The 24,012-nt window shown below is 55.7% G+C and carries 24 protein-coding genes, 1 tRNA gene, 1 other RNA gene and 1 riboswitch; of the genes, 11 read left to right on the top strand and 15 right to left on the bottom strand.

Annotation, left to right across the window (positions count from 1 at the left end):
* Positions 1–597, bottom strand: a complete 597-nt coding sequence (locus tag ACEWZM_RS06980; RefSeq protein WP_414005751.1) for a LysE family translocator — start codon at positions 595–597, stop codon at positions 1–3.
* A gap of 73 nt (positions 598–670) precedes the next feature.
* On the opposite strand from ACEWZM_RS06980, the gene ACEWZM_RS06975 reads away from it, so the two are divergent.
* On the top strand, positions 671–1,123 hold the full coding sequence (locus ACEWZM_RS06975; RefSeq protein ID WP_414007979.1) for an Lrp/AsnC family transcriptional regulator: 453 nt from the start codon (positions 671–673) through the stop codon (positions 1,121–1,123).
* Positions 1,124–1,187: 64 nt separating this feature from the next.
* On the opposite strand, the gene ACEWZM_RS06970 is transcribed toward ACEWZM_RS06975, so the two are convergent.
* Complete coding sequence (locus ACEWZM_RS06970) at positions 1,188–1,793, bottom strand: hypothetical protein (protein WP_414005750.1); 606 nt, start codon at positions 1,791–1,793, stop codon at positions 1,188–1,190.
* A 58-nt stretch (positions 1,794–1,851) separates the two neighbouring features.
* Positions 1,852–2,814, bottom strand: coding sequence for an L-malyl-CoA/beta-methylmalyl-CoA lyase (locus tag ACEWZM_RS06965; RefSeq protein ID WP_414005749.1), 963 nt, complete (start codon positions 2,812–2,814; stop codon positions 1,852–1,854).
* A gap of 316 nt (positions 2,815–3,130) precedes the next feature.
* Here ACEWZM_RS06965 and dgcN point away from each other — a divergent pair, with 316 nt between their 5' ends.
* From dgcN to ACEWZM_RS06950, 3 genes are all read left to right on the top strand, one after another.
* Positions 3,131–4,132, top strand: a complete 1,002-nt coding sequence (gene dgcN / locus ACEWZM_RS06960; RefSeq protein ID WP_414005748.1) for an N-acetyltransferase DgcN — start codon at positions 3,131–3,133, stop codon at positions 4,130–4,132.
* Positions 4,133–4,287: 155 nt separating this feature from the next.
* The gene (dgcA, locus tag ACEWZM_RS06955; RefSeq protein WP_414007978.1) at positions 4,288–5,253 is read left to right on the top strand and encodes an N-acetyl-D-Glu racemase DgcA; all 966 of its coding nucleotides are present in this window, start codon (positions 4,288–4,290) and stop codon (positions 5,251–5,253) included.
* Positions 5,254–5,263: 10 nt separating this feature from the next.
* A complete protein-coding gene (locus tag ACEWZM_RS06950) occupies positions 5,264–6,124 on the top strand; it encodes a D-amino-acid transaminase (RefSeq protein ID WP_414005747.1) in 861 nt (286 codons plus the stop codon).
* 87 nt (positions 6,125–6,211) lie between these two features.
* Here ACEWZM_RS06950 and ACEWZM_RS06945 read toward each other — a convergent pair whose 3' ends face one another.
* The 4 genes from ACEWZM_RS06945 to ald form a co-directional block, all read right to left on the bottom strand.
* Positions 6,212–6,886 (bottom strand): type 1 glutamine amidotransferase domain-containing protein, encoded by a 675-nt coding sequence (locus ACEWZM_RS06945; RefSeq protein ID WP_414005746.1) that lies wholly within the window; start codon positions 6,884–6,886, stop codon positions 6,212–6,214.
* 29 nt (positions 6,887–6,915) lie between these two features.
* Positions 6,916–7,947 (bottom strand): NADP-dependent oxidoreductase, encoded by a 1,032-nt coding sequence (locus ACEWZM_RS06940; RefSeq protein ID WP_414005745.1) that lies wholly within the window; start codon positions 7,945–7,947, stop codon positions 6,916–6,918.
* A gap of 103 nt (positions 7,948–8,050) precedes the next feature.
* On the bottom strand, positions 8,051–8,632 hold the full coding sequence (locus tag ACEWZM_RS06935; RefSeq protein ID WP_414005744.1) for a TetR/AcrR family transcriptional regulator: 582 nt from the start codon (positions 8,630–8,632) through the stop codon (positions 8,051–8,053).
* A 131-nt stretch (positions 8,633–8,763) separates the two neighbouring features.
* Positions 8,764–9,879 (bottom strand): alanine dehydrogenase, encoded by a 1,116-nt coding sequence (gene ald / locus ACEWZM_RS06930; protein WP_414005743.1) that lies wholly within the window; start codon positions 9,877–9,879, stop codon positions 8,764–8,766.
* Between the two features lie 137 nt (positions 9,880–10,016).
* Between ald and ACEWZM_RS06925 the strand changes: the two genes are divergently transcribed.
* On the top strand, positions 10,017–10,475 hold the full coding sequence (locus ACEWZM_RS06925) for an Lrp/AsnC family transcriptional regulator (protein ID WP_414005742.1): 459 nt from the start codon (positions 10,017–10,019) through the stop codon (positions 10,473–10,475).
* Between the two features lie 418 nt (positions 10,476–10,893).
* The gene (gene ppk2 / locus ACEWZM_RS06920; protein WP_414005741.1) at positions 10,894–11,811 is read left to right on the top strand and encodes a polyphosphate kinase 2; all 918 of its coding nucleotides are present in this window, start codon (positions 10,894–10,896) and stop codon (positions 11,809–11,811) included.
* Positions 11,812–12,311: 500 nt separating this feature from the next.
* Here the strand turns inward: ppk2 and rpsU are convergent, their stop codons facing one another.
* The gene (rpsU, locus tag ACEWZM_RS06915) at positions 12,312–12,518 is read right to left on the bottom strand and encodes a 30S ribosomal protein S21 (RefSeq protein WP_005614280.1); all 207 of its coding nucleotides are present in this window, start codon (positions 12,516–12,518) and stop codon (positions 12,312–12,314) included.
* A 242-nt stretch (positions 12,519–12,760) separates the two neighbouring features.
* Between rpsU and ACEWZM_RS06910 the strand changes: the two genes are divergently transcribed.
* Entirely contained in the window at positions 12,761–13,483 is a 723-nt protein-coding gene (locus ACEWZM_RS06910) for a COQ9 family protein (protein ID WP_414005740.1), read from the top strand.
* 90 nt (positions 13,484–13,573) lie between these two features.
* A complete protein-coding gene (locus tag ACEWZM_RS06905; RefSeq protein WP_414005739.1) occupies positions 13,574–14,566 on the top strand; it encodes an NAD(P)H-quinone oxidoreductase in 993 nt (330 codons plus the stop codon).
* A gap of 224 nt (positions 14,567–14,790) precedes the next feature.
* Here ACEWZM_RS06905 and ACEWZM_RS06900 read toward each other — a convergent pair whose 3' ends face one another.
* Complete coding sequence (locus tag ACEWZM_RS06900) at positions 14,791–15,462, bottom strand: ribonuclease T2 family protein (RefSeq protein WP_414005738.1); 672 nt, start codon at positions 15,460–15,462, stop codon at positions 14,791–14,793.
* Between the two features lie 142 nt (positions 15,463–15,604).
* On the opposite strand from ACEWZM_RS06900, the gene ACEWZM_RS06895 reads away from it, so the two are divergent.
* Positions 15,605–16,378 (top strand): DUF1013 domain-containing protein, encoded by a 774-nt coding sequence (locus tag ACEWZM_RS06895; protein WP_414005737.1) that lies wholly within the window; start codon positions 15,605–15,607, stop codon positions 16,376–16,378.
* A 252-nt stretch (positions 16,379–16,630) separates the two neighbouring features.
* Positions 16,631–16,707 (top strand) — tRNA-Met (locus ACEWZM_RS06890).
* 50 nt (positions 16,708–16,757) lie between these two features.
* Here the strand turns inward: ACEWZM_RS06890 and recR are convergent.
* The 3 genes from recR to ACEWZM_RS06875 all read right to left on the bottom strand — a co-directional run bounded on the left by recR (position 16,758) and on the right by ACEWZM_RS06875 (position 19,813).
* Positions 16,758–17,357: a recombination mediator RecR gene (recR, locus tag ACEWZM_RS06885; protein WP_414005736.1), complete on the bottom strand. Its 600-nt coding sequence runs from the start codon at positions 17,355–17,357 to the stop codon at positions 16,758–16,760.
* A 156-nt stretch (positions 17,358–17,513) separates the two neighbouring features.
* Positions 17,514–17,858, bottom strand: coding sequence for a YbaB/EbfC family nucleoid-associated protein (locus ACEWZM_RS06880; RefSeq protein WP_414005735.1), 345 nt, complete (start codon positions 17,856–17,858; stop codon positions 17,514–17,516).
* A 98-nt stretch (positions 17,859–17,956) separates the two neighbouring features.
* Positions 17,957–19,813 carry a DNA polymerase III subunit gamma/tau gene (locus ACEWZM_RS06875; RefSeq protein WP_414005734.1) on the bottom strand — a complete coding sequence of 619 codons (1,857 nt, stop codon included), beginning with the start codon at positions 19,811–19,813 and terminating at the stop codon, positions 17,957–17,959.
* A 218-nt stretch (positions 19,814–20,031) separates the two neighbouring features.
* Here ACEWZM_RS06875 and ACEWZM_RS06870 point away from each other — a divergent pair, with 218 nt between their 5' ends.
* Positions 20,032–20,595, top strand: coding sequence for a protein-tyrosine phosphatase family protein (locus ACEWZM_RS06870; RefSeq protein WP_414005733.1), 564 nt, complete (start codon positions 20,032–20,034; stop codon positions 20,593–20,595).
* A 114-nt stretch (positions 20,596–20,709) separates the two neighbouring features.
* Here ACEWZM_RS06870 and ACEWZM_RS06865 read toward each other — a convergent pair whose 3' ends face one another.
* From ACEWZM_RS06865 to ACEWZM_RS06855, 3 genes are all read right to left on the bottom strand, one after another.
* Positions 20,710–21,123, bottom strand: coding sequence for a hypothetical protein (locus tag ACEWZM_RS06865; protein WP_414005732.1), 414 nt, complete (start codon positions 21,121–21,123; stop codon positions 20,710–20,712).
* A gap of 92 nt (positions 21,124–21,215) precedes the next feature.
* Positions 21,216–21,455, bottom strand: a riboswitch (cobalamin riboswitch).
* A 202-nt stretch (positions 21,456–21,657) separates the two neighbouring features.
* Positions 21,658–21,756, bottom strand: an RNA gene (gene ffs, locus ACEWZM_RS06860) — signal recognition particle sRNA small type.
* A gap of 107 nt (positions 21,757–21,863) precedes the next feature.
* Entirely contained in the window at positions 21,864–23,735 is a 1,872-nt protein-coding gene (locus ACEWZM_RS06855) for a 5'-nucleotidase C-terminal domain-containing protein (protein WP_414005731.1), read from the bottom strand.
* Positions 23,736–24,012: the final 277 nt, after the last annotated feature.

The following is a 24,012-nucleotide window of genomic DNA, read 5'->3' as shown; positions in this document are numbered from 1 at the left end:
TCAGCGTTGCAGCAGGATGGTGCCGAGCGACGCGACGAGTAGCGCCGCCATGGTCCAATTAAACGCCCGCAGCCGTGCAGGCTGGGTCAGCAATCTGCGCAGTTGCTGGCCCAGAATCGTCCAGGTTGAAGCAGAGAAACAACCCACCATTAAATAGGTGCCGGAGACCCAGAGGATTGCTGTCAGATCGCGGCTGGCGGCGTAGAGCGTGATGGCACCCAGCGCCATTGCCCAAGCCTTTGGGTTCACCCATTGAAAGGCACAGGCCTGTAGAAAACTAAGCGGTGTTCCCTTTGCCTCTCCTTCGCGAGGGGGCGCGGCGTTGGCTACCTTCCACGCCAGCCACAGCATGTAGGCTACGGACAGGCTCGTCATGACCCATGTCAGGGCCGGGAAGGCGTCGAACATTTTCATCACACCCAAACCAACCGGTAGAATCATCAGCGGAAAGCCAAGGGCGACACCGAGGAGGTGTGGAATGCTGCGTTGGAAACCGAAATTGGCACCTGACGCCATAAGCATGAGGTTATTCGGGCCGGGCGTGAAGACTGTGCCAAAGACAAAGGCCACAAGCGCGAGGAACAGTTCGTAGGTCATGGCGATGAAACTGCAGTGTTGGCGTGCGAATGAAATTGCGTTTTCTGCGGCGTGGCGCCATATTTTGCAACAAATGGTGAAAATAGATCAAATAGGCGACAAAATATTGCGAGAGTTGAGCCGTGATGGTCGGATCAGCAATCTCGAGCTTGCTGAGCGGGTGGGGCTTTCGCCTTCGGCCTGTTTGCGTCGGGTGCAGGAAATGGAACGCCAGGGCATTATTGCTGGGTATCGCGCCGTACTGAACCGGCACGCGTTGGGTGTTGGGTTTGTCACCTATATCGGTGTCGGTTTGGGGGAGCATACCAAAGAGGCGCAGGAGGCCTTTGAGAATGCGATGCAAGAAGCCCCGGAAGTGGTGGAATGCCACAATATCACCGGGACTATCGAATATCTCTTGCGGGTCGAATGTGCTGATCTGCCCAGCTACAAACAGTTCCACACGGAAATTTTGGGGACCTCACCTTATGTGACGTCGATCACCACCTACGTAGTCATGGGATCGCCTAAGGATATGCGGGCCTGATATCCGAGTCCGTGGGTTTTGAGTGTTTGCAAAAAAGGAGGATGTTGGCGTCGGTCCTCATCTGTCAAAGATCACTTAACATTTTTTGCATAGCGATGGCTGGTGAGGTGAGCACTGGTATATCCGTTTCTATGTACTCGGCAGCTCCGGCCATAGATGCCTGCGCAAGTACTACACAAGAAGTGTCAGCCACGAGGGCCAGACTTGTACTGATCCAGGTTGCTATTTGCTTGTGAAACAGTTCGATATTCCCGTCGGTAAAATGCCGCCAGAGACCAGTCAAAGGTAGGGAGCGAATCTCTGCTGTCTTGCCCTGCTCCGAGAAGGCGCGTTCCAGCAGCGCGGTTGAGGGCTTAAGTGTGCTTTCCAGACAATATGCGATGAGCACCGGCCCGCCGATCTGTGCGGCCTTTTGCATCATCGGCTCGTCAAGCCGTGTTGCACCAGCAGTTTCGACCAACTCGCCCAATGTGGTGCAAGTGCAAAGAGCAGGTCCGGGCAATGCGCTGATTTCAGATGTTATTTCTTGGCGCAGGGTTTCATCGATACCCTGTTGCGCCCGTTCCAACCAGTCGGGACGAACAATGTGGTGTAGTATTGCCGTGCCTGCCAGCCCCTCGAATGTGTCGACGTGGATCTGTGCAGTGTGGATCAGAGTGAGGTCGGTCATGATCGGCGCCTACGCTTTGTTGGGGGCGCATTTTTACGCCCCCTTCATTGATACGCCTTTAGCCGTTTCGCGCAATCAATTCAGACTGAGCAACAATGACTTCGGCTTGTTTGATGGACGCGATATCGACAAGGCGACCTTGGTAGACGGTTGCGCCTTCTCCGTTGGCTTTGGCCTGTTCCATCGCGGCGAGTATCTCGCGGGCCTCACCGACAGCGGCGTCTGAGGGGGTGAAAACCTGATTGGCCAGCGCGATCTGTTTCGGATGGATGGCCCATTTGCCGACCATGCCCAGAGTGGCTGAGCGTTTGGCTTGGGCGATATACCCGTCATCATCAGAGAAATCACCGAAGGGGCCATCTACCGGCAAAATGCCATGGGTGCGGCAGGCGGCTACAATAGCTGCTTGCGCCCAGTGCCATGGGTCGGACCAGTGTTTCTCGCCGGCGCGCAGCATGTAGTAATCTTCCTGCGTGCCGCCGATGCCGGTGGTTTGCATGCCCATGGAGGCTGCAAAATCTGCAGCGCCAAGGCTCATAGCCTGTAGGCGTGGGCTGGAGGCAGCAATGGCTTCGACGTTAGAGATGCCTGCGGAGGATTCGATGATGACCTCAAACGACACCGGTTTGGTCCTACCCTTGGCGCGTTCGATAGCGGTGACCAGCGCATCTACGGCATAGACGTCCTCGGCGCAGCCCACTTTAGGGATCATGATCTGATCAATCCGGTCGCCTGCTTGTTCTAATAGATCCACGACATCGCGATACCAATACGGGGTATCTAGTCCGTTGATGCGCACCGACATGTATTTGGTGCCCCAGTCCACGGTATTGAGAGCTCCGATAACATTTGCGCGGGCGACGTTTTTATCCGAGGGGGCTACGGAATCCTCAAGATCGAGATTGATCACATCCGCCGCCGAGGCGGCCATCTTTGGAAAGAGCTTGGTGTTAGAACCCGGGCCGAACAGCTGGCAGCGATTAGGGCGGGCTGGGGCGGCGGGTTGGATGCGAAAGCTCATGCTGGTGACCTTCAGGTAAGGAAATGTCAAATTTACTTGTTGATTTGGTATTAAATTACATTGAGACCTGCAAGTCATTTATGCAGTCGCAGCATTGCATGTGCAGAAAGCGTGAGTCTGGCTGGTTTCAAGCGTACTAAGGTAAAGCAAGGAATGCGCGTGTATCTCGAAGGATCGGGAGTATCTTCTGATAACATCAGAAAATGTCGAAGATTCATGCGTCAATTTCCAGATGTTGCGCGAAATTCGGGATCGTCTCGCAAGTTGGTGCTTCTACACTCGCGCGGAACTTAAGTTTTTCTAAGGAGGCCCTGCAATGATCGAGACCCCATACCTGCTATTCTTGGGCGATGCGCCTGACATGCTGGCTGCTAAGGTGGCTATTGGCATCCGTGATTGGCGTCCGGACCATGCCGTGGGTCAGATCCGTCTGCCAGGCTGTGGTGCGGACCTTGGTCTGACGGACCTGACGTTAGCTGAGGCGAAGGCCGCCGGTGCAAAGACCCTGGTGATCGGTGTCGCCAACCGCGGCGGTGTGATCTCTCCGGCGTGGAAAGAAGTCCTGATCCAGGCCCTGGAGATGGGCTATGATCTGGCGTCGGGTTTACACAACCTGTTGCGTGACGAAGGCGATCTGGTGGCGGCGGCCCAGACCCACGGCGGTACCTTGCATGATGTGCGTGTACCCACTGTAGGCTACCCTATCGCCAATGGTGAGCCGCGTCGCGGCAAGCGCTGCCTCGCGGTGGGTACAGATTGCTCTGTTGGCAAGATGTATACTGCACTCGCGATGGATACCGAGATGCAGAAGCGCGGAATGAAATCAACGTTCCGTGCGACTGGTCAAACTGGCATCCTGATCACGGGTCACGGCGTGCCACTGGATGCGGTGATTGCAGATTTTATGGCAGGTTCGATCGAATATCTGACGCCTGACAATGAGGATGACCACTGGGATCTGATCGAGGGACAGGGCTCACTGTTTCACGTGTCCTATTCTGGCGTGACGATGGCATTGGTGCACGGTGGTCAGCCGGATGCACTTATCTTGTGCCATGAGCCAACGCGTGAACATATGCGCGGTCTGCCCGGTCATAAGCTCCCAAGCCTTGAACAGTTGCGCGATACTGCATTGCCATTGGCGCAGGTTTCGAACCCGGATTGCAAAGTTGTCGGGATTTCCGTCAACACCCAGCATCTGAGTGAGGATGAGGCAAAAGCCTACCTTGCCGGAGTTGAAGCACGCCTTGGCTTGCCTGCAGTAGATCCTTACCGCCATGGCGCGGGTCGTTTGGTGGACGCGTTAGATACGGTGTGATCTAAGACCTGTTGCTGCCGGAGCGTCGCCTGAGAACGGCGAGCCTCCGGCAGGAGTGTTTTGAGGAAATGAAAGAACGTCAGAGATACTTGACGTTCTTTTTCTGGGCGGTACCGGGTCTGGATGACCTGATGACCGCAAATATGGAGAGACCAATGCCGATCAGCGTGACCACCGACATCTTTAAGCTGGCGCAGGTTTTTACCATATCCCGCGGTTCGCGCACCGAGGCAAAGGTGCTGACTGTGCGTATCGAGGTAGACGGCGTGACTGGTTGGGGGGAATGCGTGCCCTACGCGCGCTACGGAGAGACCCTGGAAAGTGTTTCGGCAGAGATCGAAGGGCTGCCTGAGGCGTTCACCCGTGAAGAGTTGCAATCGCTGCTACCGGCAGGAGCCGCTCGTAATGCGGTGGATTGTGCCCTGTGGGATCTGGAGGCTAAGCAGGCAGGCAAACCTTTTTGGGAATTAGCAGGGCTGCCTGCCCCCGAACCGGAGATCACGGCCTATACGCTGTCGCTGGACAGTCCTGAAAATATGCAGGCGCAGGCAGCCAAAAACGCGCATCGCCCCTTATTGAAGATCAAGCTGGGCACCGCTGATGACATGGCACGGCTAGAAGCAGTGCGAGCAGGCGCGCCAGACGCCCGTATCATTGTCGATGCAAATGAAGGGTGGAGCGCTGAAGTATATGCTGACCTTGCAGCGCATCTGGTGCGTTTGGGAGTAGATCTGGTTGAGCAGCCTTTGCCTGCGGGCGACGATGACGCTCTGCTGGGGATGGATCGCCCGGTGCCGGTCTGTGCCGATGAAAGCTGCCATGACCGCGCGAGCCTGTCCAAACTGGTCGGCAAATATGATGTTATCAACATCAAATTGGATAAAACCGGCGGTTTGACTGAGGCACTCAAACTGCGTGATGCTGCATTGGCCCAAGGGTTTAGTGTGATGGTCGGCTGCATGGTCGGATCTTCGCTGGCGATGGCACCTGCGACACTGGTTGCACAGGGGGCGATGGTCACAGACCTTGACGGGCCGCTGCTTCTAGCCGAAGACCGCGAGGAACCGTTGAATTTTGACGCAGCAGGCGTGCACCCGCCGAAAGCGGCCTTGTGGGGTTAAGGAGAGCAATATGACCCGTACCGTATATGTGAATGGCGACTACCTGCCGGAAGACGAGGCAAAGGTCTCGATTTTTGACCGCGGTTTTCTGATGGCTGATGGTGTTTATGAGGTGACGTCGGTTCTGGGCGGCAAGCTGATTGATTTTGAAGGTCATGCGGTTCGTCTGAAACGGTCTCTAGACGAGCTGGCGATGGCGGAACCTTGCTCCAAGGATGAGCTGCTGGAAATCCATCGCAAGTTGGTAGACCTGAACGGCATCGATGAGGGGCTGGTTTATTTGCAGGTTACACGGGGTTCCGATGGAGATCGGGATTTTGTCTTCCCTGCATCTGACACCAAACCGACCATCGTTTTGTTCACACAGAGCAAACCCGGTCTTGCGGACAGCCCTGCTGCTCGTAAAGGAGCTAAGATTATCTCCATTGAGGATATCCGTTGGGGGCGCCGCGACATCAAGACTGTTCAGCTTCTCTACCCGTCGATGGGTAAGATGATGGCGAAAAAAGCCGGGGCGGATGACGCGTGGATGATTGAGGATGGTCATGTGACGGAAGGAACTTCGAATAACGCCTATTTTGTGAAAGACGGCGTGATAGTCACCCGCCCTCTGTCCAACGATATTCTACACGGCATCACCCGTAAGGCGGTGTTGCGACTGGCTTCCGAGGCGCAGTTGAAGGTCGAAGAGCGGTTGTTCACCATCGATGAGGCAAAAGAGGCGGATGAAGCGTTTACGACTTCGGCGTCGGCCTTTGTGATGCCGGTCATTGAAATCGACGGTGCGGCACTAGGGGATGGGACGCCCGGTCCAATTGCTAAGCGTTTGCGCGAAATTTACCTCGAAGAAAGTGTAAAAACGGCCATCTGAGAGTGAACTTATTGCGCTGTCTCACAGATAATAGGAAAGGCCGCCCCTGTTGCAGGGCGGCCTTTTTGTAATGCGATGCCCGTCGAGTTACAGGAGTGACAGAAGTTTATGGGCTACAGCCTCGGATGACGCCGGGTTCTGACCAGTGATCAGCTTGCCGTCGACGATGGCAAACTCCGCCCAATCATCTTGTTTCTCATAGAGGCCGCCTTTTGCTTTCAGCATGTCTTCCACCAGGAAAGGCACGACATTGGTCAGGCCGACAGCCTCTTCTTCGCTGTTGGAGAAGCCTGTGATGCGTTTGCCAGCGACCAGTGGCTTGCCATCGGCGTCGAGCGTGTCGCGAAACACTGCAGGGGCGTGACAGACGGCAGCGACTGGACGGTTGCTATGGGCAAAACCTTCGATCAGCCGATGGCTGTCTGTGTCTTCGGCTAGGTCCCACAGAGGGCCGTGGCCACCGGGATAGAACACCGCATCAAAACCTCCATCCTGCACATCACTCAGTACCTCGGTATTGGCGAGGGCTGCTTGGGCGTCGGCATCGGATTTGAACCGCTTGGTGGCCTCTGTTTGGGCACTGTCGTCGTCGCTCTTTGGGTCGAGCGGCGGCTGACCACCTTTGGGGGAGGCCAGCGTGAGCTCAGCACCCGCATCTTTGAATACGTAGTAAGGCGCCGCGAATTCCTCTAGCCAGAAGCCAGTTTTTTCGCCGGTTTCGCCCAAACTGTCATGCGAGGTAAGTACCACGAGAATTTTCATAATTGTTGTCCTTAGTTCCTGGTTCAGGGTCAGTCAGCTAGGTGAATGACGCGCTTTCCGAACGCTTCGCCCCGCAATAGTCCAACAAACGCTGAAGGAGCCTGCTCAAAGCCTTCGATCATCTCTTCGCGATATTTAACTTTGCCTTCCTGAACCCAGCCGGTCATCTGCTTCGCAAATTCTGGGTAGAGATGGCCGAAGTCGTCAAACACGATGAAGCCACGCATAGTGATGCGGCGACGCAGCAGCTGACCCATCAAATAGTTCATCCGGTCCGGACCTTCGGGCAGGGCGGTCGCATTATACTGAGAGATCAGGCCGCAGAGCGGGATTCGGGCGGATGCGTTCAGCAGGGGCATGACTGCGTCGAAGACAGCTCCGCCGACGTTTTCAAAATAGATATCGATGCCGGCGGGAACTGCTTTTGCCAATGCGTCAGCAAAACCATCAACCTTGTAGTCGATGCAGGCGTCAAAGCCGAGTGTCTCCACCACGTGCTTGCATTTTTCGGGACCACCGGCGATGCCAACTACACGCAAGCCGAGAATTTTACCAATTTGGCCGACGGTCGCTCCAACCGGGCCACTAGCCCCAGCTACAACCAGTGTCTCGCCCTCTTTTGGCTGACCGATTTGGGTCAGACCTGCCCAAGCGGTAAGGCCGGGCATGCCCAGAACACCAAGCGCCCAAGACGGGTTTTGCGGTGTTTTGCCCATGTTGATGACGGCTGTACCATCCGAGAGCGTATAGTCCTGCCAGCCACCGAAAGCGACAACCCAATCTCCCTGTTCATAGCCTTCGATGTTGGAGGTAACGACCTGAGCGACAGTGCCGCCAACCATAACTTCGCCGATTTCCACAGGAGCGGCGTACGATGGCGCGCTGCTCATACGGCCACGCATATAGGGGTCCAGAGATAGATATTCATTGCGCAGCAGCATCTGACCCTCACCGGGTGTAGGGATATCGCTGGTTTCCAGACGTAGGGTGCTGTCGGTCGGCTCTCCTTTTGGGCGTTCGGCAAGGACAAACTGACGGCTTCTGGTGTTGGATTGTGACATGTGGTGGTTCCTTATCGTATTGTTGTGATTAGACCGATCGTCTAGTGGCCGATAAAATTTTTTGCCTGGTAGAGCTAACGAGCGGATTGAGTTTGGATCAGATTTACTGGGGTGGCGGGAGCATGGCCTTGGTTTGAGCCATCGCAGTCTCAAACGGGGTTCCGTTTTGCGACAGGTGCGCCATCAGGCTCGCGCCAAGCCAGATCTGATAGAGCGTTGTGGCGGTCTGCACTGGATCAAGATCAGAGGTGAGAGAACCATCTTCCTGACCTTTGCACAGGCAAGCCATTAAGCGCGCTGTGATGCCCTCGACGGCCTTTTGCAGAATGCTGCGCATCGCCGGGGAGAGGTCGGAGATTTCTGCGGCGAGTTTGACGATGAGACATTTTTGTCCGGCCATGTCGGAGCTTTGGCGTTGCTGCCAAACGGTGACATAGGACAAGATTTGATCCCGCCCTGAGAGGGTCGGATTATTCAGCGTTGGCGCTAGTTCAAGCCGGTATTGATCGGCATAATGATGAAGCAAAGCGCAGCCGTAGTCCTCTTTTGAGGCGAAATAGTGATAGAACGAGCCCTTTGGTACCTGTGCTGCAGTCAGCAGCTCGGTCAGGCCGACTGAGGTATAGCCGCGCTGTGCGGTCAGCGCGCGGCCAGTGTCCAGAATTTGGAGGCGTGTATCACTCATGAGGCAAGACATAAGCGTATTAGACCGATTGTCTAGTGGTGACCGTGTATTTATTTGAGCCCGCCGAAAATGAGACAAGGCCCCGCGATTGCGAGGCCTTGCACTTGCTGATGTCAAGTCCTTGGGAGGAGTTACTTGATCATCAGTTGGGGAGAGACGACGTCAAGGCCTAGGGCCTTACCAACTGCGAAGTACGTCAGCTTGCCTGCGTGAACGTTCAAACCGTTCAACAGGTGTGGATCATCGGCGCAGGCCTGTTTCCAACCCTTGTTTGCCAAGTTCAGCAGGAACGGCAACGTCGCATTGCCAAGCGCCTGAGTTGAGGTGCGGGCCACCGCGCCTGGCATGTTGGCGACACAGTAGTGCATTATGCCGTCAACCTCGTAGATTGGGTCGGCGTGGGTTGTCGCTTTGGAGGTTTCAAAACAACCACCTTGGTCGATTGCAACGTCTACCAGCGCTGCACCGGGCTTCATCTCGCTGAGTTGTGCACGGGACACCAGTTTTGGCGCAGCTGCCCCTGGGATCAGCACAGCTCCGATGACCATATCAGCGTTGCGCACCAGATCGGCAGTAGCCCCAGCGGTGGAATACTGGTTCTTGAACTGGCGGCCAAAGACATCATCGAGGTATTTCAGGCGGGTGAGTGAGCGGTCGAGGATTGTGACATCCGCGCCCATGCCCGCGGCGATCTTTGCTGCGTGGGTACCAACAACGCCACCGCCAATCACCACGACTTTCGCCGGGGCAACACCGGGAACGCCGCCCATCAGTACACCGCGTCCGCCATTTGCTTTTTGCAGCGTGTAGGCACCGACCTGTGGTGCCAGACGGCCGGCTACTTCAGACATCGGAGCCAACAAGGGTAGGCCACCACGGTCGTCGGTCACGGTTTCATAAGCAATTGCGGTGCAGCCGGATTCCAGCAGATCATGGGTTTGCTCAGGATCGGGTGCCAGGTGCAGATATGTAAACAGCAGCTGGTTTTCGCGAAGCATCTTGCGTTCAACAGCCTGCGGCTCTTTGACCTTTACGATCATATCGGCCGTTGCGAAGATCTCTTCGGCGGTGTCGATGATGGCGGCACCAGCTGCTTTGTAGTCTTCATTGCTGAAACCGGCACCCATCCCGGCTCCGGCCTGAATGAGGACAGTATGACCATGGCCGACGGCTTCACGGGCGGCGTCGGGTGTCATGCCGACACGGAATTCTTGTGGTTTAATCTCTGTGGGGCAACCGATTTTCATGCCATCTCTCCTCCTACATGCTTATGTTATGATGCCCTATGTGATACGGAGATTGATGCTTTTTTAGGCGGAATAAAAAGGTGCATATGGGAGAATCTTCGAGTAATATGATCCTTAATCGAAGGATCTTTCAAAAAATGTCACTTGATCACACGGATCGCCGCATCTTGCAGGTGCTTCAAAAACAAGGGCGGATTTCGAACGCCGAGTTGAGCGAGCAGGTGAACCTGTCCGCTTCGGCCTGCCACAGGCGTGTGCAGCGGCTAGAGGCGGATGGTTATATACGCAATTATGTCGCGTTGCTGGATGCACGCAAGATGGATTTACCTGCGACAGTGTTCGTTGAGATCACCTTGCAGGGCCAAGCCGATGAACTTCTAGATGCATTTGAAAAGGCCGTCGGGCGGATTCCTGATGTACTCGAGTGCCATCTTATGGCCGGTACGGCAGACTACATTCTGAAGGTGGTGGCCGAAAACACCGATGATTTTGCACGCATCCATCGTCAGCACCTAACGCGGTTGCCTGGGGTCGCACAGATGCAGAGTTCTTTTGCGCTGCGGACGGTGTTCAAGACCACGGCATTGCCCGTCTAACGTAACTATCGTGCCGGCAGCGCTGCGAAAGCATAGCAAGGTTTCAAACATCCGTATTGATCATATTGGATCGTTTCGTGCCAAGTTTCGTTGCGCCCAACGGTCGGGTTATTCGAATGGGGAACGTTTCATTAAACTCGCGTGATCACGGCCATGTATAATGAAGTCGGCATGATTTTGTGCGATCATACGGGTAAATAGCGTGTTGTGAGCGTTGTCCCCTTGCACCCGATCCTATTATTCGATCCCATGTAACAGATCTGCTGCTGTGCCATCGGGCGAGTGCTTATTTTGGCGCTGCGGGGAGGGACGACGGCAGCCGTTGTCTGCATGGATGTGACATAAAAAGATAACATCCGCCTGTTAGAGCCGCGTAATTGACTACTGACCAACTGCTTATTGACCAAGGAGCCCGAGCGTGACCAGCGAATATGACCCTGAATCCTTTGACTGGCTGGATGCCGAACTTCAGGACACGCTGGACGAAGATTTCGAGATCGAATTCGCCGAGCCAATGCTGTCGATGGAGCTACGCAAGATTTACCGGTCGCAGCACCCCGAGATGCTGGATCGTAAGGTTTATTTCCGAAATTTGCTGCGTTTGCAGGCTGAACTGATCAAAGTGCAGGACTGGGTGCAACATACTGGCGCGAAAGTCTGCATTCTGTTTGAGGGCCGTGATAGTGCGGGCAAGGGCGGAGTGATCAAGCGGATCACCCAACGTTTGAACCCACGCGTGGCACGGGTGGTCGCATTGCCTGCGCCTAGCCGCCGCGAGCAGAGCCAGTGGTATTTCCAGCGTTATGTGCCTTATCTGCCGGCAGCGGGTGAAATCGTTCTGTTTGACCGCTCTTGGTATAATCGGGCAGGCGTGGAACGTGTTATGGGCTTTGCCAGTGATGATCAGGTCGAACAGTTTTTTCAGGACGTTCCCGAATTTGAACGAATGCTGGTGCGGTCAGGCATCATCCTGTTGAAGTACTGGTTTTCCATCACAGATGAGGAGCAGCAGCTGCGCTTCATGATGCGTATTCATGATCCCATGAAGCAGTGGAAGCTGTCGCCGATGGATCTAGAGAGCAGGATCCGCTGGGAGCAATACACCACGGCGAAGGAAGACATGTTTGAACGTACGAATATTCCCGAGGCACCGTGGTACATTGTTGAGGGTAACGACAAGAAGCGTGAACGGTTGAATTGTATCGAACACTTGCTGACCAAGATCCCTTATGGCGATGTGCCGAGCGAACGTGTGTCGCTGCCGGATCGCGAATATAAACCTGATTATGAGCGTCGGGTACTGCCGGACGATCTCCACGTGCCAAAGATCTATTAACCCTTAGACAGTAATCAACTCTTCTTGCTGCGCTTGGTGCAGGTAAGACGGCTGTGCGGCTGTTAAGGATTTGCCAATCAGCATAGCAGGGGTCACTTCGTGGAGCGGCTGTGTTTCTTGGTCCCGCCATTGAGGCATTTGGGGCTGTGCAATTAGGGTAGAAGGAACCCGGAGCGGCAAATGCCTTGGTTGTAAGGGGGTAAGACAAGCGCCTGATGGGGGGGAGACGCTGCCTGCTCCGGGTTAGACCATCGGGTGTTCCAAATCCGATGGAACGGGCAGCTGCTGGGGAAACGCGTCAGACCTGCCCGTGCATTAACCAGACTAGCGCAGTTTATTCGAAACGAACACACGTATTGCGTGCATTTTTCGATAAAATATTAAGTTTATAGGTGGCGGATTGTCGCACTCGCTATTTATGGGGAGGCAAAAACGACAAACCCCCGTGGCTGAGCCTCGGGGGTCGTCAATTTTGCGTCCAGAACTGCGGATTGAAGGGCTCAGAGGAGGCCTTCGCGCTGTGCTTTCTTACGTGCCAGTTTACGGGCACGGCGAATCGCTTCAGCTTTCTCGCGCGCTTTTTTCTCGGACGGCTTCTCGAAATGTTGCTTGAGCTTCATTTCGCGGAAGACGCCTTCACGCTGCAGCTTTTTCTTCAGGGCACGAAGCGCCTGATCGACGTTGTTGTCGCGAACACTAACCTGCATGTGGTTTTCACCACCTTTCTAAGTTGAGTTGCAAGGATTTGCAGGAAGTGGCCATATAGCAAGGTCATCCTAGCTTGTCCAGTGTCGGGCTTTGGGCGACGAAACGGGTCCATGAGTGTTTGATGCGCATTTTATGCTGAGACGATTAGCGCAATGTCCGTCGTCTGTACGGGAAGAGATACTCAGTGCTAAACACGCCGGATTGTGACTAGTTGAGCGACCAAACTTCGGAAGGCGATACCATGACGACCAAGCATCACAGCGATCCGCGCATCGGGTCTGAGGCGCGCGATATTATCGGGCAGCTATTGGATGCGGCCTTGTCGCATGTGCCATTCGACGGATGGAGTGCGCCGACCTTTGCCTCAGCCGTAGAGGAATCCAGAGTGGCACCTGCGCTGGCTGATGTGTTGTGCCCGCGTGGCGCAGTTGATCTGGCGGTTGCCTTTCACAAGCGTGGCGATCAACTAATGTTGGAACGGCTTGCGACAGAAAGTATGATCGGTCTGCGGTTTCGCGATAAGATCGCGCTCGCGGTACGACTGCGGCTTGAGATTGTGGAGGACAAGGAAGCCGTGCGTCGCGGAACCACGTTGTTTGCATTGCCTCAATATACGGGTGACGGTGTCGGCCTGATCTGGGGCACTGCAAATGCGATTTGGCTCGCGCTGGGCGATTCTTCCGAGGATATCAACTGGTACACGAAACGTGGAACGCTGACTGGTGTCTATTCATCGACCGTGCTGTATTGGCTGGGCGACGACAGCCCGGGTCATCAGGCGAGCTGGGATTTTCTGGACCGCCGCATCGACAACGTTATGCAGTTTGAAAAGCTAAAAGCGCAGGTGCAGTCAAATCCTTTGCTGAAGCCTCTTCTAACTGGGCCAAATTGGTTGGCAAAACAGGTCAAGGCCCCAAGCAGGCGTGATGATCTGCCGGGCAGGTGGACCACTTCGCGTCGGTAGTCGGCGCAACGTTTCAGCCGGTTCCACGATAGAGCATCTTTGACTGGGGCGCGTCCTTTGCTAGGCAGTTGCAACAGCGGAGGAATGCCAATGACCGAAATGATGAGCGCGATTGAAATCCGGGAACCCGGTGCCCCCGACGTATTGCAAGATTGCCAGCGTCCGATTCCGATGCCCGGTCATGGACAGGTCGTATTGAAAGTAGCCTATGCGGGGGTCAATCGCCCTGATGCGCTACAGCGTGCGGGCAAGTATGCACCACCACCCACAGCAAGCGATCTGCCAGGGCTGGAAGCCTCTGGCGTAGTGACCGCCGTTGGCGCTGGCGTAAGCGAACTTTCGATCGGAGATCGTGTTTGTGCGTTGCTGCCGGGTGGTGGCTATGCCGAATATGTGGCTACGCCAGCGGCGCATTGCCTGCCCGTGCCGACCGGGCTCTCGATGAAACAGGCGGCTTGTTTGCCAGAAACCTGTTTTACCGTCTGGTCCAACGTCTTCATGCGTGGTGGCTTACAGGCGGGTGAGCGATTCCTGGTGCATGGCGGGTCTTCGGGCATTGGGACGACTGCGATTCAGATAGCATCGCAACTGGGCGTGAGGGTATTCACGACTGCTGGGACGGACGAGAAATGTGAGGCCTGCCTGAAATTGGGTGCAGAGCGAGCGATCAACTACCGCGAAGAGGATTTTGTCGAGGTGATGAAGGGCGAAGGCGGTGCCAATCTGATTCTGGACATGGTGGGTGGGGATTACATTCCGCGCAATGTGCGCGCGTTGGCTGATGACGGACGCATGGTCCATATCGCCTTTCTTTCGGGACCAAAGGTGGAGCTGAATTTTGCGCAGATCATGGCGCGGCGGCTGACACTTACGGGATCGACCTTGAGGCCGCAGAGCGATCTGGCCAAGGCACAGATAGCGCAGGATCTGAGTGAGGTAATCTGGCCTCTCATTGAGGCCGGGAAGGTCGCACCAGTTATGGATCAGACTTTTGCTTTGACAGATGCAGCGGCGGCTCATGCCCGGATGGAAACCTCTACCCATATTGGTAAGATTGTGCTGGACGTTGGTGGGGAGGGCTAGACCCAGAGAGATGTCTGTTGTCTGCTCCAGATCATGGGAACAGGCAACGGCACCGCTATCGCCATGCCAACAGGTGTGTTTCAGTGTTGAGATAACCGCGGTGATTTCCGCAGATATAGTCTACCATGCCGAGGATCAGAGCATGCCTGATCGCTGCAGAACGGCACCTGGTGAAATCACACAATTCACCCGGCGTATATGTTGATGTAGCAGATCCGTGGTTGCTAGCGAATCGGTTCAAAAATCGCGTTTTTCTGGGTGCAATCGCGTATCACGTCGCGACCGCAGGGAACTGGTGCTAGGTCGCGAGATAAGCAGATGCGAGCCTCTTGAATGTGGTTGTCGCGGCAGGTGATGGTCAGGCTGTTGGGTTCTAGGTCGCGATTGTCTTGCAGAAAGGCCTGTTCTACCAGGCTGGCAGGTAAGGTGATTTGCTGTTGAAGTTTGCGAAAGGCCGCTGGTCGATTGATCTGCTCATATGCCCTCCGGGAAAGCGCAAAATAGTTGCGCGGTGACAGGCCGGAACAGGTGCCGTGCTTTTTCCATTGGTGCCATGCCAGGCCAGGTGTTCCCATGATATCCGCCATTTCTCGTGTTTGCTGACGCTTTGGTGGTGCCTCTGCGGTGCGGCAGTAGCTCGGCCAGCCGCGATGAAATTGGGGCCACAGACCATGTAGGGTCCAACCGTGATCATGGCGGGGATCGCATTGCTCGGATTGCGTTGCATCCCCCTCGATTGCGCACCAGTTCGGCGACCAACTAAGGCTGAGCACGTAGTAGTCGAACTGGCCGGAAATTTCGCCGTCGGCGCGTGCCTGCGTAGCTAATGCTCCACTCAGTCCGATGGTTGATACTGCAATGAGGGCCGCAATTAGTGCCTGTTTGATGCCGCGCATTCGCCTCTTTCCTTATAGAAACATCACGACTATATAGAACTGAAGTTCCCCGACAACGGAAACCGCCCCAAATCGGGGAAGCCTCTTTCAGGCGACGGGAAAGATGTATCTGGGACAACCGTTTTAGTAAGGAGATGAGCGCATGGCAAAACCGTTGATGGCTAGGGCGACCGCCGTGTGGCTGGTGGACAATACCACGATCAGCTTTAAACAGATCGCCGATTTTGTCGGTATGCACGAGTTGGAGATCCAGGGTATCGCTGATGGCGATGTTGCCACTGGCGTCAAAGGGTTCGACCCGGTTGCCAACAATCAGTTGACGCAGGAAGAGGTCGATAAGGCCGAGAAGAACCCCCTTCATAAGCTGAAGTTGAAGTTCAATCCGGCTGCGGCTGGCGAAGAAAAACGTCGCGGCCCGCGCTACACTCCGCTGTCCAAGCGTCAGGACCGCCCTGCTTCCATCTATTGGTTGGTGAAGTTCCACCCGGAACTTTCCGATGGTCAGGTGTCGAAGCTGGTTGGTACAACCAAACCGACCATTCAGGCGATCCGTGAGCGGACACATTGGAATATTGCCAATATCCAGCCGATTGATCCAGTTGCATTGGGCCTGTGTAAACAGTCCGAGCTGGACGCCGCCGTGCAGAAGGCCGCAGCCAAGAAGGCAGCTGAAGGCGGTGTGATGAGCGATGATGAACGCCGTAAGCTGGTGTCGACCGAGCAGTCGTTGGAGATGGATGCCGAACCGCGGATGCCTTCGGCAATCGAAGGTCTGGAGACCTTCACTCTGGGTGGGAACGACAAACCTGGTGGTGCTGAGGAAGAGAGGGTTGTGGATGCCGATAGCTTCTTCAACCTACCTGCCGGGGGTGACGACGAAGACGAAGACGAGGACAACGTAGATCCACGTTTCTGAAGAGCGAACGTGGGAACTTCGGTGACACGCAATTGAGAAAAGGCCACGGTGCGCGATGCATTCCGTGGCCTTTTCTGTTGTAAAACCCTGACCTTGGATCAGGAATGGCCGCGATATCCGTGCATGACGGCGTGGTTGTTAGGTTGAGTATTGAGGCGTCACAAAAAATTCGCCTTTCGATGTGAGTTGCAGCATTTTTCTAACATTTCTGCCTTGACGCGCGGGCGTGGCTGGCGTACCTCGCACCCCGATGGCGCGGTAGCTCAGTTGGTTAGAGCGAACGACTCATAATCGTTAGGTCGGGAGTTCAAGTCTCCCCCACGCCACCATTCTTCTTTTTCGATATCTACTCGACTAGCTGAAATCAGCATGGCGTTTGTCAGATGTCTTTGCGCGCGCGCATTGCGGCACTGATCGTGCCTTCATCTAGGTAGTCTAGCTCGCCGCCGATGGGCACGCCTTGCGCCAGCGAGGTGAGCCGCACCCGACCGTTGAGCTGATCGGCGATGTAATGCGCAGTCGTCTGGCCATCAATAGTGGCGTTAAGTGCCAGAATCACCTCGGTAACGTCTTCTGCCTGCACCCGATCCACCAATCGCGGGATGCGCAGATCTTCGGGACCGACGGCATCGAGAGCGGAGAGAGTACCGCCGAGCACGTGATAACGCCCCTTGAATACGCCTGCGCGCTCCATAGCCCAAAGGTCAGAAACATCCTCGACCACGCAGATTTCGCCGTTGGCTCGGGTCATGTCCTCACAGATTGCGCAAAGGTCGCTGGTGCCGACATTTCCGCAGTTAAGGCACTCTCGGGCGGTGGCTGCGACTTCGCTCATGGTTTCCGCAAGCGGTGTTAGGAGTAACGCACGTTTGCGGATCAGATGTAGCACGACGCGACGGGCGGAGCGCGGTCCTAGGCCCGGTAGTTTGGCCATCAGGGCGATCAGATCTTCGATATCGGTGGTTGAGTTCTTGATCATGCCTAAAGCCCCTGTCTGCCCGGCAATATAGGCTGATTGCTGCCGGGAAGTACAAGGGTCGGGCGGCAGAATGTTCAGGGTTTGTTTTGGCAATGCCACGCGCCAATAGAAAAGGCGGCCGAAGCCGCCTTATGCTTTGTGTGAGATAGGAGTGCCTTAGAATGGCAGCTTGATGTCTTTGGGGAGGCCCATGCTTTCGGTCAGGCTGGCCATTTCTTCCTGTGCCTTGTCGGCGGCTTTGGCCTGCGCGTCTTTGATCGCGGCAAGGATCAGATCTTCGACGACCTCTTTGTCGTCGCCATTGAAGATCGATGGATCGATATCCAGCGCTTTCAGATCGCCCTTGGCGGAGGCGGTTGCCTTCACCAGGCCTGCGCCGGCTTCACCGGTGACCATGACGTTGTGCAGTTCTTCCTGCATCTGCGTCATCTTACCCTGCAGTTCTTGTGCTGATTTCATCATCTTGGCCATGTCGCCAAGACCACCGAGGCCTTTGAGCATCTATTTTCTCCTAACTTTGAACTTGGGCAGTAGATACGGCTCTAGAGGCCACCAAACAAGGGGGCGGACGTCTTTCTAGTACGAGGCCTTGGCTGGGATTACTCTTCTTCGAAGGGATCCCATTCGTCTTCGACTTCCGGCAGGGCTTCGGCCTCGACCTCAGCAGCGAGATCTTTGGCAGTGCGGATACGTGTGATCTTCGCCTCGGGGAAGCTCTCCAATACCGCCTGCACAATTGGATGTGTACTGGCTTCCTCTCGCAGGGCGTTTTCGGCAGCGCTATCGCGTTCGGTGATGGTCTCACCGCCACCTTCGTTTGCGAGGGAGATGACCCAACGGGCTTGGGTCCAGGTTTGCAATTGTTGACCTAACCGCTGCGCTAGATCCTTGGGGGCATCATCGGTAGGCTGAATGGTGATCCGGCCGGGCTGATAAGACACCAGCCGAAGATAGGTTTTTACATACTCCAACAAAAGCCCGTCACGGCGAACGCGAATCAGCTCCACGATATGTTCAAAACTGGGAAATTTGGCCAGTGCCTGATCCATTTTTGGGGCAAGGGCTGTTGCCTGCCCACGGCCCTTTGATCCGACACTAAGGGACATATTTGGCCCGTTGCTTGGGCCACCTTGGTAACTCGTTTGAGACTGGCCAATGTGATGGCCCGCCTGTTGCCCCCGTGGCCCGCTTTGGCTATTGCCCTGCTGTATCTCTGCACCGTTGCCTGGGCCTCCCGACCCGCTGGGCGGAGGGGTAGGCGTGTCCTGAAGTGTACGCATCAGCTGTTCAGGTGTGGGCAGATCAGCCACATGCGTCAGCCTGATCACGGCCATTTCGGCCGCCATCATTGCGTTGGGGGCGGCAGCGACCTCTTCCAGTGCTTTCAGCAGCATCTGCCACATCCGCGTCAGCACCCGCATTGGCAGGGCTTCTGCCATCTGGCTGCCGCGGGCGCGCTCATCGGGGCTGACGGTAGGATCTTCAGCGGCGTCAGGGGTAATCTTGACCACAGAAATCCAGTGGGTGATTTCCGCAAGATCGCGTAGCACCGCCAGCGGATCGGCGCCCTCGGCGTATTGCGCGCTGAGTTCGGTGAGGGCGGCGGCCGCATCGCCGCGTAATATCATGTCAATGAGATCCAGCACCCGGCCGCGATCGGCAAGCCCTAGCATTGCGCGCACCTGATCGGCGGTTGTTTCGCCTGCGCCATGAGAAATCGCTTGATCCAGCAGCGAGGTAGCATCTCGGGCAGAGCCTTCTGCGGCACGAGTAATCAGGGCCAGCGCATCATCGGCAATTTCTGCACTTTCGGCGCCTGCGATCTTTCGCAGGAGAGTGATCATGACTTCTGGCTCAATGCGGCGCAAATCAAAGCGCTGGCAGCGCGAGAGGACCGTTACGGGTACCTTGCGGATCTCGGTTGTGGCAAAGATGAACTTCACATGCGCGGGGGGTTCTTCCAGCGTCTTCAACAGCGCGTTGAAAGCGCTGGTCGAGAGCATGTGGACCTCATCGATGATGTAGATTTTGTAGCGGGCCGAAGCTGCGCGATACTGTACGCTGTCGATGATTTCACGAATGTCGCCAACGCCGGTTCGACTGGCGGCGTCCATTTCCATCACATCGACATGGCGACCTTCCATGATGGCGGTACAATGTTCGCATTTGCCGCAGGGTTCAGTGGTTGGTCCACCTTGGCCGTCCTCGCCGATGCAATTCATCCCTTTGGCGATGATCCGGGCTGTGGTCGTTTTGCCGGTTCCCCGAATGCCCGTCATGATGAAGGCCTGTGCGATGCGATCTGCCGCAAAGGCGTTTTTCAGCGTACGGACCATCGCATCCTGACCGACCAGATCTGCAAATGTCTCAGGCCGGTATTTTCTGGCCAGGACCTGATATTGGCCGGGACTTTGATCTGCCGCTTGGCCTGCTGTGTCGCCTGCTGTGTCGTTCATGATGTCTCGTGCCAGATTCGGGGGTAGATCATTGATGTGTCGGTAAAGTAGGGAAGCCCGCGCGTGGCGTCCACTGCTGATGGTGATCCCAGGCGGATGACAGTGTTTACAGTAGCGGTTTCAGAAACCACTAGGTGCAGAGGTTGCGGGCCGTTACATTGGTGGATGTGATCGTCCGGGGGGATTATCTGCATAGGAACTGGCAGTGGGGGCTGACCATGAAGGATCGATCTCAATACAGTCAAGCAGAGGCAGCCGCTAACTCAAAGAGCGCAGATGCTTTAGTTCTGCATGCGCTTTCGGTGGCGGATGGGATCTTGGCACTGTGCCCGTTGCCGGGAGCAAATGGGTGCTATCGGGCCGACATGGACCACATCCGCGAGTGGCGGCCTGGCCTTGTGATATCAATGACCACCGATGAAGAGCACGCAGCCGTCGGCGCAGAGGCAATTGGGGCTGATTTGCAGAGCGTCGGGTGCCGGTGGATCCATTTGCCGGTCTCAGATTTTAGCGCGCCACCTCCGGATATCCTGGCTCGCTGGTCCGAAGTAAGTCACCTTGCACGTAAGGCGCTTGTCGGCGGTGGCCGGGTCTTGGTGCATTGCCGGGGGGGCTGTGGCCGTTCCGGCATGGTTGTTTTGCGGTTGATGACGGAATGTGGCGAGCGGCCTGATCTGGCATTGGCGCGACTGCGTGCAGTTCGGCCTTGTGCCATTGAAACCGACGCGCAGATGGCGTGGGCGTATGGCCCCAGGCGTATTCCCAGTAACGGCGGGGATTGAGCGCTGAACCCTTGTATCATTGATATCAAAGATAAGGTCGCACGTGGATGTGACCTTGGTGGGGTCACATCCACGTGCTCGTTGTGTGCTGCGCAGGTATGTTCTTGGCACGGATTAGGCCGACAACGCCATCTGTGACGCGTCGACCTCAGTTTTTCCTATCGCCAGTGGCCGAGCCTGTGCCAATCCACAAGGGTACTCGGATAGCTTAGGGAAAATTCTGCTGTTTGGAACCTCGTTGAAAAGCGCGTCAGCAAAGTGATCAAGACTATTTTGATCGGCCTCCGCCGAAACGCCGCAATAGATGCGAATCCGATCATGGCTGGCGTTGAATTTCGCCTGACAGGGCTGCCCGCAGGCCGCCAATTGGCACGTCCCTGCAATTTCGAAATCATCCGCGGTTACACCGCGCGCCTGCCCCAAAGCAGTAGCGAGGCGGGAAAGCATGCGCTCTGCGGCTGGGCATGGGCGCCCCAAATGCTGGCAGGTGCTCAGCGAATAGCTGTGTGTCTTATCGGTCCAGTTCATTGCGCCCTCCGCGCGAAGGAGGAGGTGAACGGTCAGAGTTGGCAAGCCGATCGGTGGACATGCAGACACTGCCAGGACACCCCGCCCGGTTTCGAGTTTCTCATAGGATGGCAGGTCTCCTGACTCGCGGGTCACAGCAACACCGGGGCCTTCCCAATGCCGCGGGCCGATCTAGGCCTTAGCATCAGTGGCATGGTCCGAAGTCGCTCGCCGCTTACAGTTGCGGGGGCAGTCGCGGCGTTGATAGGGTATTGCTACCGTCTCGCACCGTGTTCCCTTTTCATCCTGAACCGCATCGCAGCGGTGCAAGAACCATCTGCCCAATGGCTAGCTGTTGTAAGCCCGAGTCGTCAAGCGCTTCGTCAGAGCCGAGTTTGATTGATTGCTAACTTGGAGAAGCCATATGTGGAGCCTAAGGCTCAACAGGCCACTAGATAGGGGTGGTATCTGGTGCTGCTGCGTAGTGCAGTTTGTTCGTGCTGGGTATGCTATCGAGCCCAGTACTACGGTCAGTTCATTCCGCAGGGGGAGATAAGGTGAGAGGCTGGACATCGACCCAAGCGGGGCTCGTTGTGGCTGCTTCCTTCCGGATCTGACCAGGTTGGCGAGGCGCTCGCCCGCGCCAACCTCTCAATGCACGATATAGGCAGACAAGCGGCGAATGGCAAGCCTGTCAAAGCTGCAATCCACGAGATTCAAAATCCGCTGAGGTATTCATATAGACTCATAGTTTTATAGAATTATAGTTTTACGCTGATCCGTAAAAAGCCGTTGGCTGTCATGCCGTGGAAATTATGGCGTGTTGGATCAAGGTCGAGCATGTAAGTTAGCGCACCGGGGCCGGTAAAAATCTCGACTTCGGTTGAGGCGTGACCTGTCAGATGCCAGGGAGGCGATGCCTGTTCTAGCGGATCACGGGGGAGACGCCCGGCAACGTAGTCGCAAATGACATCGCGGACACGCATGGGTGGGATCGGTAGGCGTGTGGCCGTTTGTGCCATAGCAAAGTTACCTCCACCACCAATCCGATAACTGTTTACCGCAACAGCGAAGTGCTGTGTGTCCCGCACTGGGGTACCCTTCCAACGTAGGTTGCGAATGCGGTGAGTCTCCGGGTTTGCTAACGTGCCATCGCTGGAAAACCGAGCGGGTACAGAGACATCGATTTCATACTGCAATCCGAAAATAACATCGAAGTTATGACCGGCTCGTTCTTCATCAAGCAACCGCTGACCTGTAGTGCCTGGAGTGATTTGATTGAACAAACCGGCGGACATTTCCAGCCAATCACGCAATTGGGCACCATTCAATACAACTGACCTGAGTTCATTCGGAAAAGGCTGGATATCGACGATATGGCGCATGTGCATTTGACCGGCTGGGACGTCGGTGTAATTGGATGGGCCTGAGCGCGCGCCAAATTTTCCAGGAGCTGAGGCCGAGAGTAAAGGGAGATTGCCTGCAACGGTGTCCTTGAGCGCGGGCCGTATAGCTGCGGCCTGAGACCATGCGACCAAGGCCAATGCCTGATCTCGGCCCAAGAATGTGAAATAGGAGTGCAAGGCTTCGCTGGTGCTGCCAACGGGTTGAGCCATTCTGATACGTGTTTCGGTGTGATCTTCGGCCAGCGCTTCAAGTATCTCGGGCTGTTCGTGTGCCAGTGGAGTTAGGACGCCACCGGATCCGCCAATGATCTGCCGTCGGGCAATTGGGCGTAACGAGCATTCAGAATTTGTAACGTTCCAACCATCATCTGTGTGCATCACACGAAGATCAATCACCCCCAGGTGCGATCCATGCGCACCGGGCATAACCACCGGCATCGATAAAGGGCTACGTGGATCCGGTAAAGTCAGATGTGTGTGGCCGCCGATAAGCGCATCGAGAATACCCGATTCGGATAACGGACGCAGAGCATTTTCCATACCATTCGAGGCGTTCTTATCGCCAATTCCAGTATGGGCCAATGCTATGACTATGTCGCAGCCCCGACTACGTAGTGCTAGGGTTTGTTGCTTAGCTGTTTGCACCATATCGTCGATGACGACCTTGCCCTGCAACAGATGCGCTGCCCATTTCAGTGTCTGCATGGGGAGCACGGAGAGTACTCCGATACGGAGGGGAGGCGCAGTGGGGGCGTTCGGAAGGCTACGTTCCAGCACGGTAGTTGCGCAAAACGGTAGTGATGCCTGTGGATCAACTGGGCGCATGTTGGAACATAGCACTGGGCAAGGAACTTGCATAAGCGCCAACTGAAGTTGTTCGAGACCAAAGTCGAAGTCGTGGTTCCCCAGCCCAATTGCATCATATCGCAAGAGGTCAAAGGCGCGTGCAACCGGAGCGGGACGAGCATCGCAGAGCTGCAGTGGACGTTCTGCGATTGGTGTGCCGAACAGGCTGTCGCCGTTGTCCAGAAGAAGTGCGACGGCACCAGCGGAGGCCGCTTCCTCGCGTGCTTTGGCAACTAGGGTGGCGATCCGTGACAGCCCCACTCCGGCGTCCGGTTGGTCAGAATAGTAGTCATGACCCAATAAGTTAGCGTGCAGATCCGTGGTCGCCAGAATGCGCAGGGATCCAACAATGCGATCTTCGGTTTGATCCGATCCTGTCATGTCACGTTTCTTAGGGGTTTCACGATAAATCCCAGGTTGGCGATGATTGCCAATTTATTAACAAGCCTGTTTCATGCTTTGAAGCAAACAAATGTGGCACACGAAAGCCGCTTATTGATGATAATTCTATTCAATCTCGCTGCTTTCCTCTTGAGATGAGCAGGATTTGAGGGTCTCAGATACTGATCTAGGTCGGGAAATTTTTTGACCACTGTGGCGCAGAGGGAACAGTGTTTCTCGCCTTGATTGCATTCCCTTGGTGAATGCAGGCGAAACG

This window comes from Phaeobacter cretensis (assembly GCF_047372505.1).
GTDB lineage: Bacteria > Pseudomonadota > Alphaproteobacteria > Rhodobacterales > Rhodobacteraceae > Phaeobacter > Phaeobacter cretensis.
Note: the sequence above shows the minus strand (reverse complement) of the source record. Positions and strands in the feature narration are given on the sequence as shown.

What these genes read in the sequence shown, in the direction of transcription:
- ACEWZM_RS06895 (WP_414005737.1), top strand. Translation starts at nt 15,605, where the DNA reads ATGGCAAAACCGTTGATGGCTAGGGCGACCGCCGTGTGGCTGGTGGAC.
- ACEWZM_RS06975 (WP_414007979.1), top strand. Translation starts at nt 671, where the DNA reads ATGGTGAAAATAGATCAAATAGGCGACAAAATATTGCGAGAGTTGAGC.
- ACEWZM_RS06945 (WP_414005746.1), bottom strand. Translation starts at nt 6,886, where the DNA reads ATGAAAATTCTCGTGGTACTTACCTCGCATGACAGTTTGGGCGAAACC.
- ACEWZM_RS06965 (WP_414005749.1), bottom strand. Translation starts at nt 2,814, where the DNA reads ATGAGCTTTCGCATCCAACCCGCCGCCCCAGCCCGCCCTAATCGCTGC.
- recR (WP_414005736.1), bottom strand. Translation starts at nt 17,357, where the DNA reads ATGATCAAGAACTCAACCACCGATATCGAAGATCTGATCGCCCTGATG.
- ACEWZM_RS06980 (WP_414005751.1), bottom strand. Translation starts at nt 597, where the DNA reads ATGACCTACGAACTGTTCCTCGCGCTTGTGGCCTTTGTCTTTGGCACA.
- ACEWZM_RS06880 (WP_414005735.1), bottom strand. Translation starts at nt 17,858, where the DNA reads ATGCTCAAAGGCCTCGGTGGTCTTGGCGACATGGCCAAGATGATGAAA.
- ACEWZM_RS06940 (WP_414005745.1), bottom strand. Translation starts at nt 7,947, where the DNA reads ATGTCACAATCCAACACCAGAAGCCGTCAGTTTGTCCTTGCCGAACGC.
- ACEWZM_RS06865 (WP_414005732.1), bottom strand. Translation starts at nt 21,123, where the DNA reads ATGAACTGGACCGATAAGACACACAGCTATTCGCTGAGCACCTGCCAG.
- ACEWZM_RS06970 (WP_414005750.1), bottom strand. Translation starts at nt 1,793, where the DNA reads ATGACCGACCTCACTCTGATCCACACTGCACAGATCCACGTCGACACA.
- ACEWZM_RS06950 (WP_414005747.1), top strand. Translation starts at nt 5,264, where the DNA reads ATGACCCGTACCGTATATGTGAATGGCGACTACCTGCCGGAAGACGAG.
- dgcA (WP_414007978.1), top strand. Translation starts at nt 4,288, where the DNA reads ATGCCGATCAGCGTGACCACCGACATCTTTAAGCTGGCGCAGGTTTTT.
- ACEWZM_RS06935 (WP_414005744.1), bottom strand. Translation starts at nt 8,632, where the DNA reads ATGAGTGATACACGCCTCCAAATTCTGGACACTGGCCGCGCGCTGACC.
- ald (WP_414005743.1), bottom strand. Translation starts at nt 9,879, where the DNA reads ATGAAAATCGGTTGCCCCACAGAGATTAAACCACAAGAATTCCGTGTC.
- ACEWZM_RS06905 (WP_414005739.1), top strand. Translation starts at nt 13,574, where the DNA reads ATGACCGAAATGATGAGCGCGATTGAAATCCGGGAACCCGGTGCCCCC.
- ACEWZM_RS06910 (WP_414005740.1), top strand. Translation starts at nt 12,761, where the DNA reads ATGACGACCAAGCATCACAGCGATCCGCGCATCGGGTCTGAGGCGCGC.
- ACEWZM_RS06875 (WP_414005734.1), bottom strand. Translation starts at nt 19,813, where the DNA reads ATGAACGACACAGCAGGCGACACAGCAGGCCAAGCGGCAGATCAAAGT.
- rpsU (WP_005614280.1), bottom strand. Translation starts at nt 12,518, where the DNA reads ATGCAGGTTAGTGTTCGCGACAACAACGTCGATCAGGCGCTTCGTGCC.
- ACEWZM_RS06870 (WP_414005733.1), top strand. Translation starts at nt 20,032, where the DNA reads ATGAAGGATCGATCTCAATACAGTCAAGCAGAGGCAGCCGCTAACTCA.
- ACEWZM_RS06900 (WP_414005738.1), bottom strand. Translation starts at nt 15,462, where the DNA reads ATGCGCGGCATCAAACAGGCACTAATTGCGGCCCTCATTGCAGTATCA.
- dgcN (WP_414005748.1), top strand. Translation starts at nt 3,131, where the DNA reads ATGATCGAGACCCCATACCTGCTATTCTTGGGCGATGCGCCTGACATG.
- ACEWZM_RS06855 (WP_414005731.1), bottom strand. Translation starts at nt 23,735, where the DNA reads ATGACAGGATCGGATCAAACCGAAGATCGCATTGTTGGATCCCTGCGC.
- ACEWZM_RS06925 (WP_414005742.1), top strand. Translation starts at nt 10,017, where the DNA reads ATGTCACTTGATCACACGGATCGCCGCATCTTGCAGGTGCTTCAAAAA.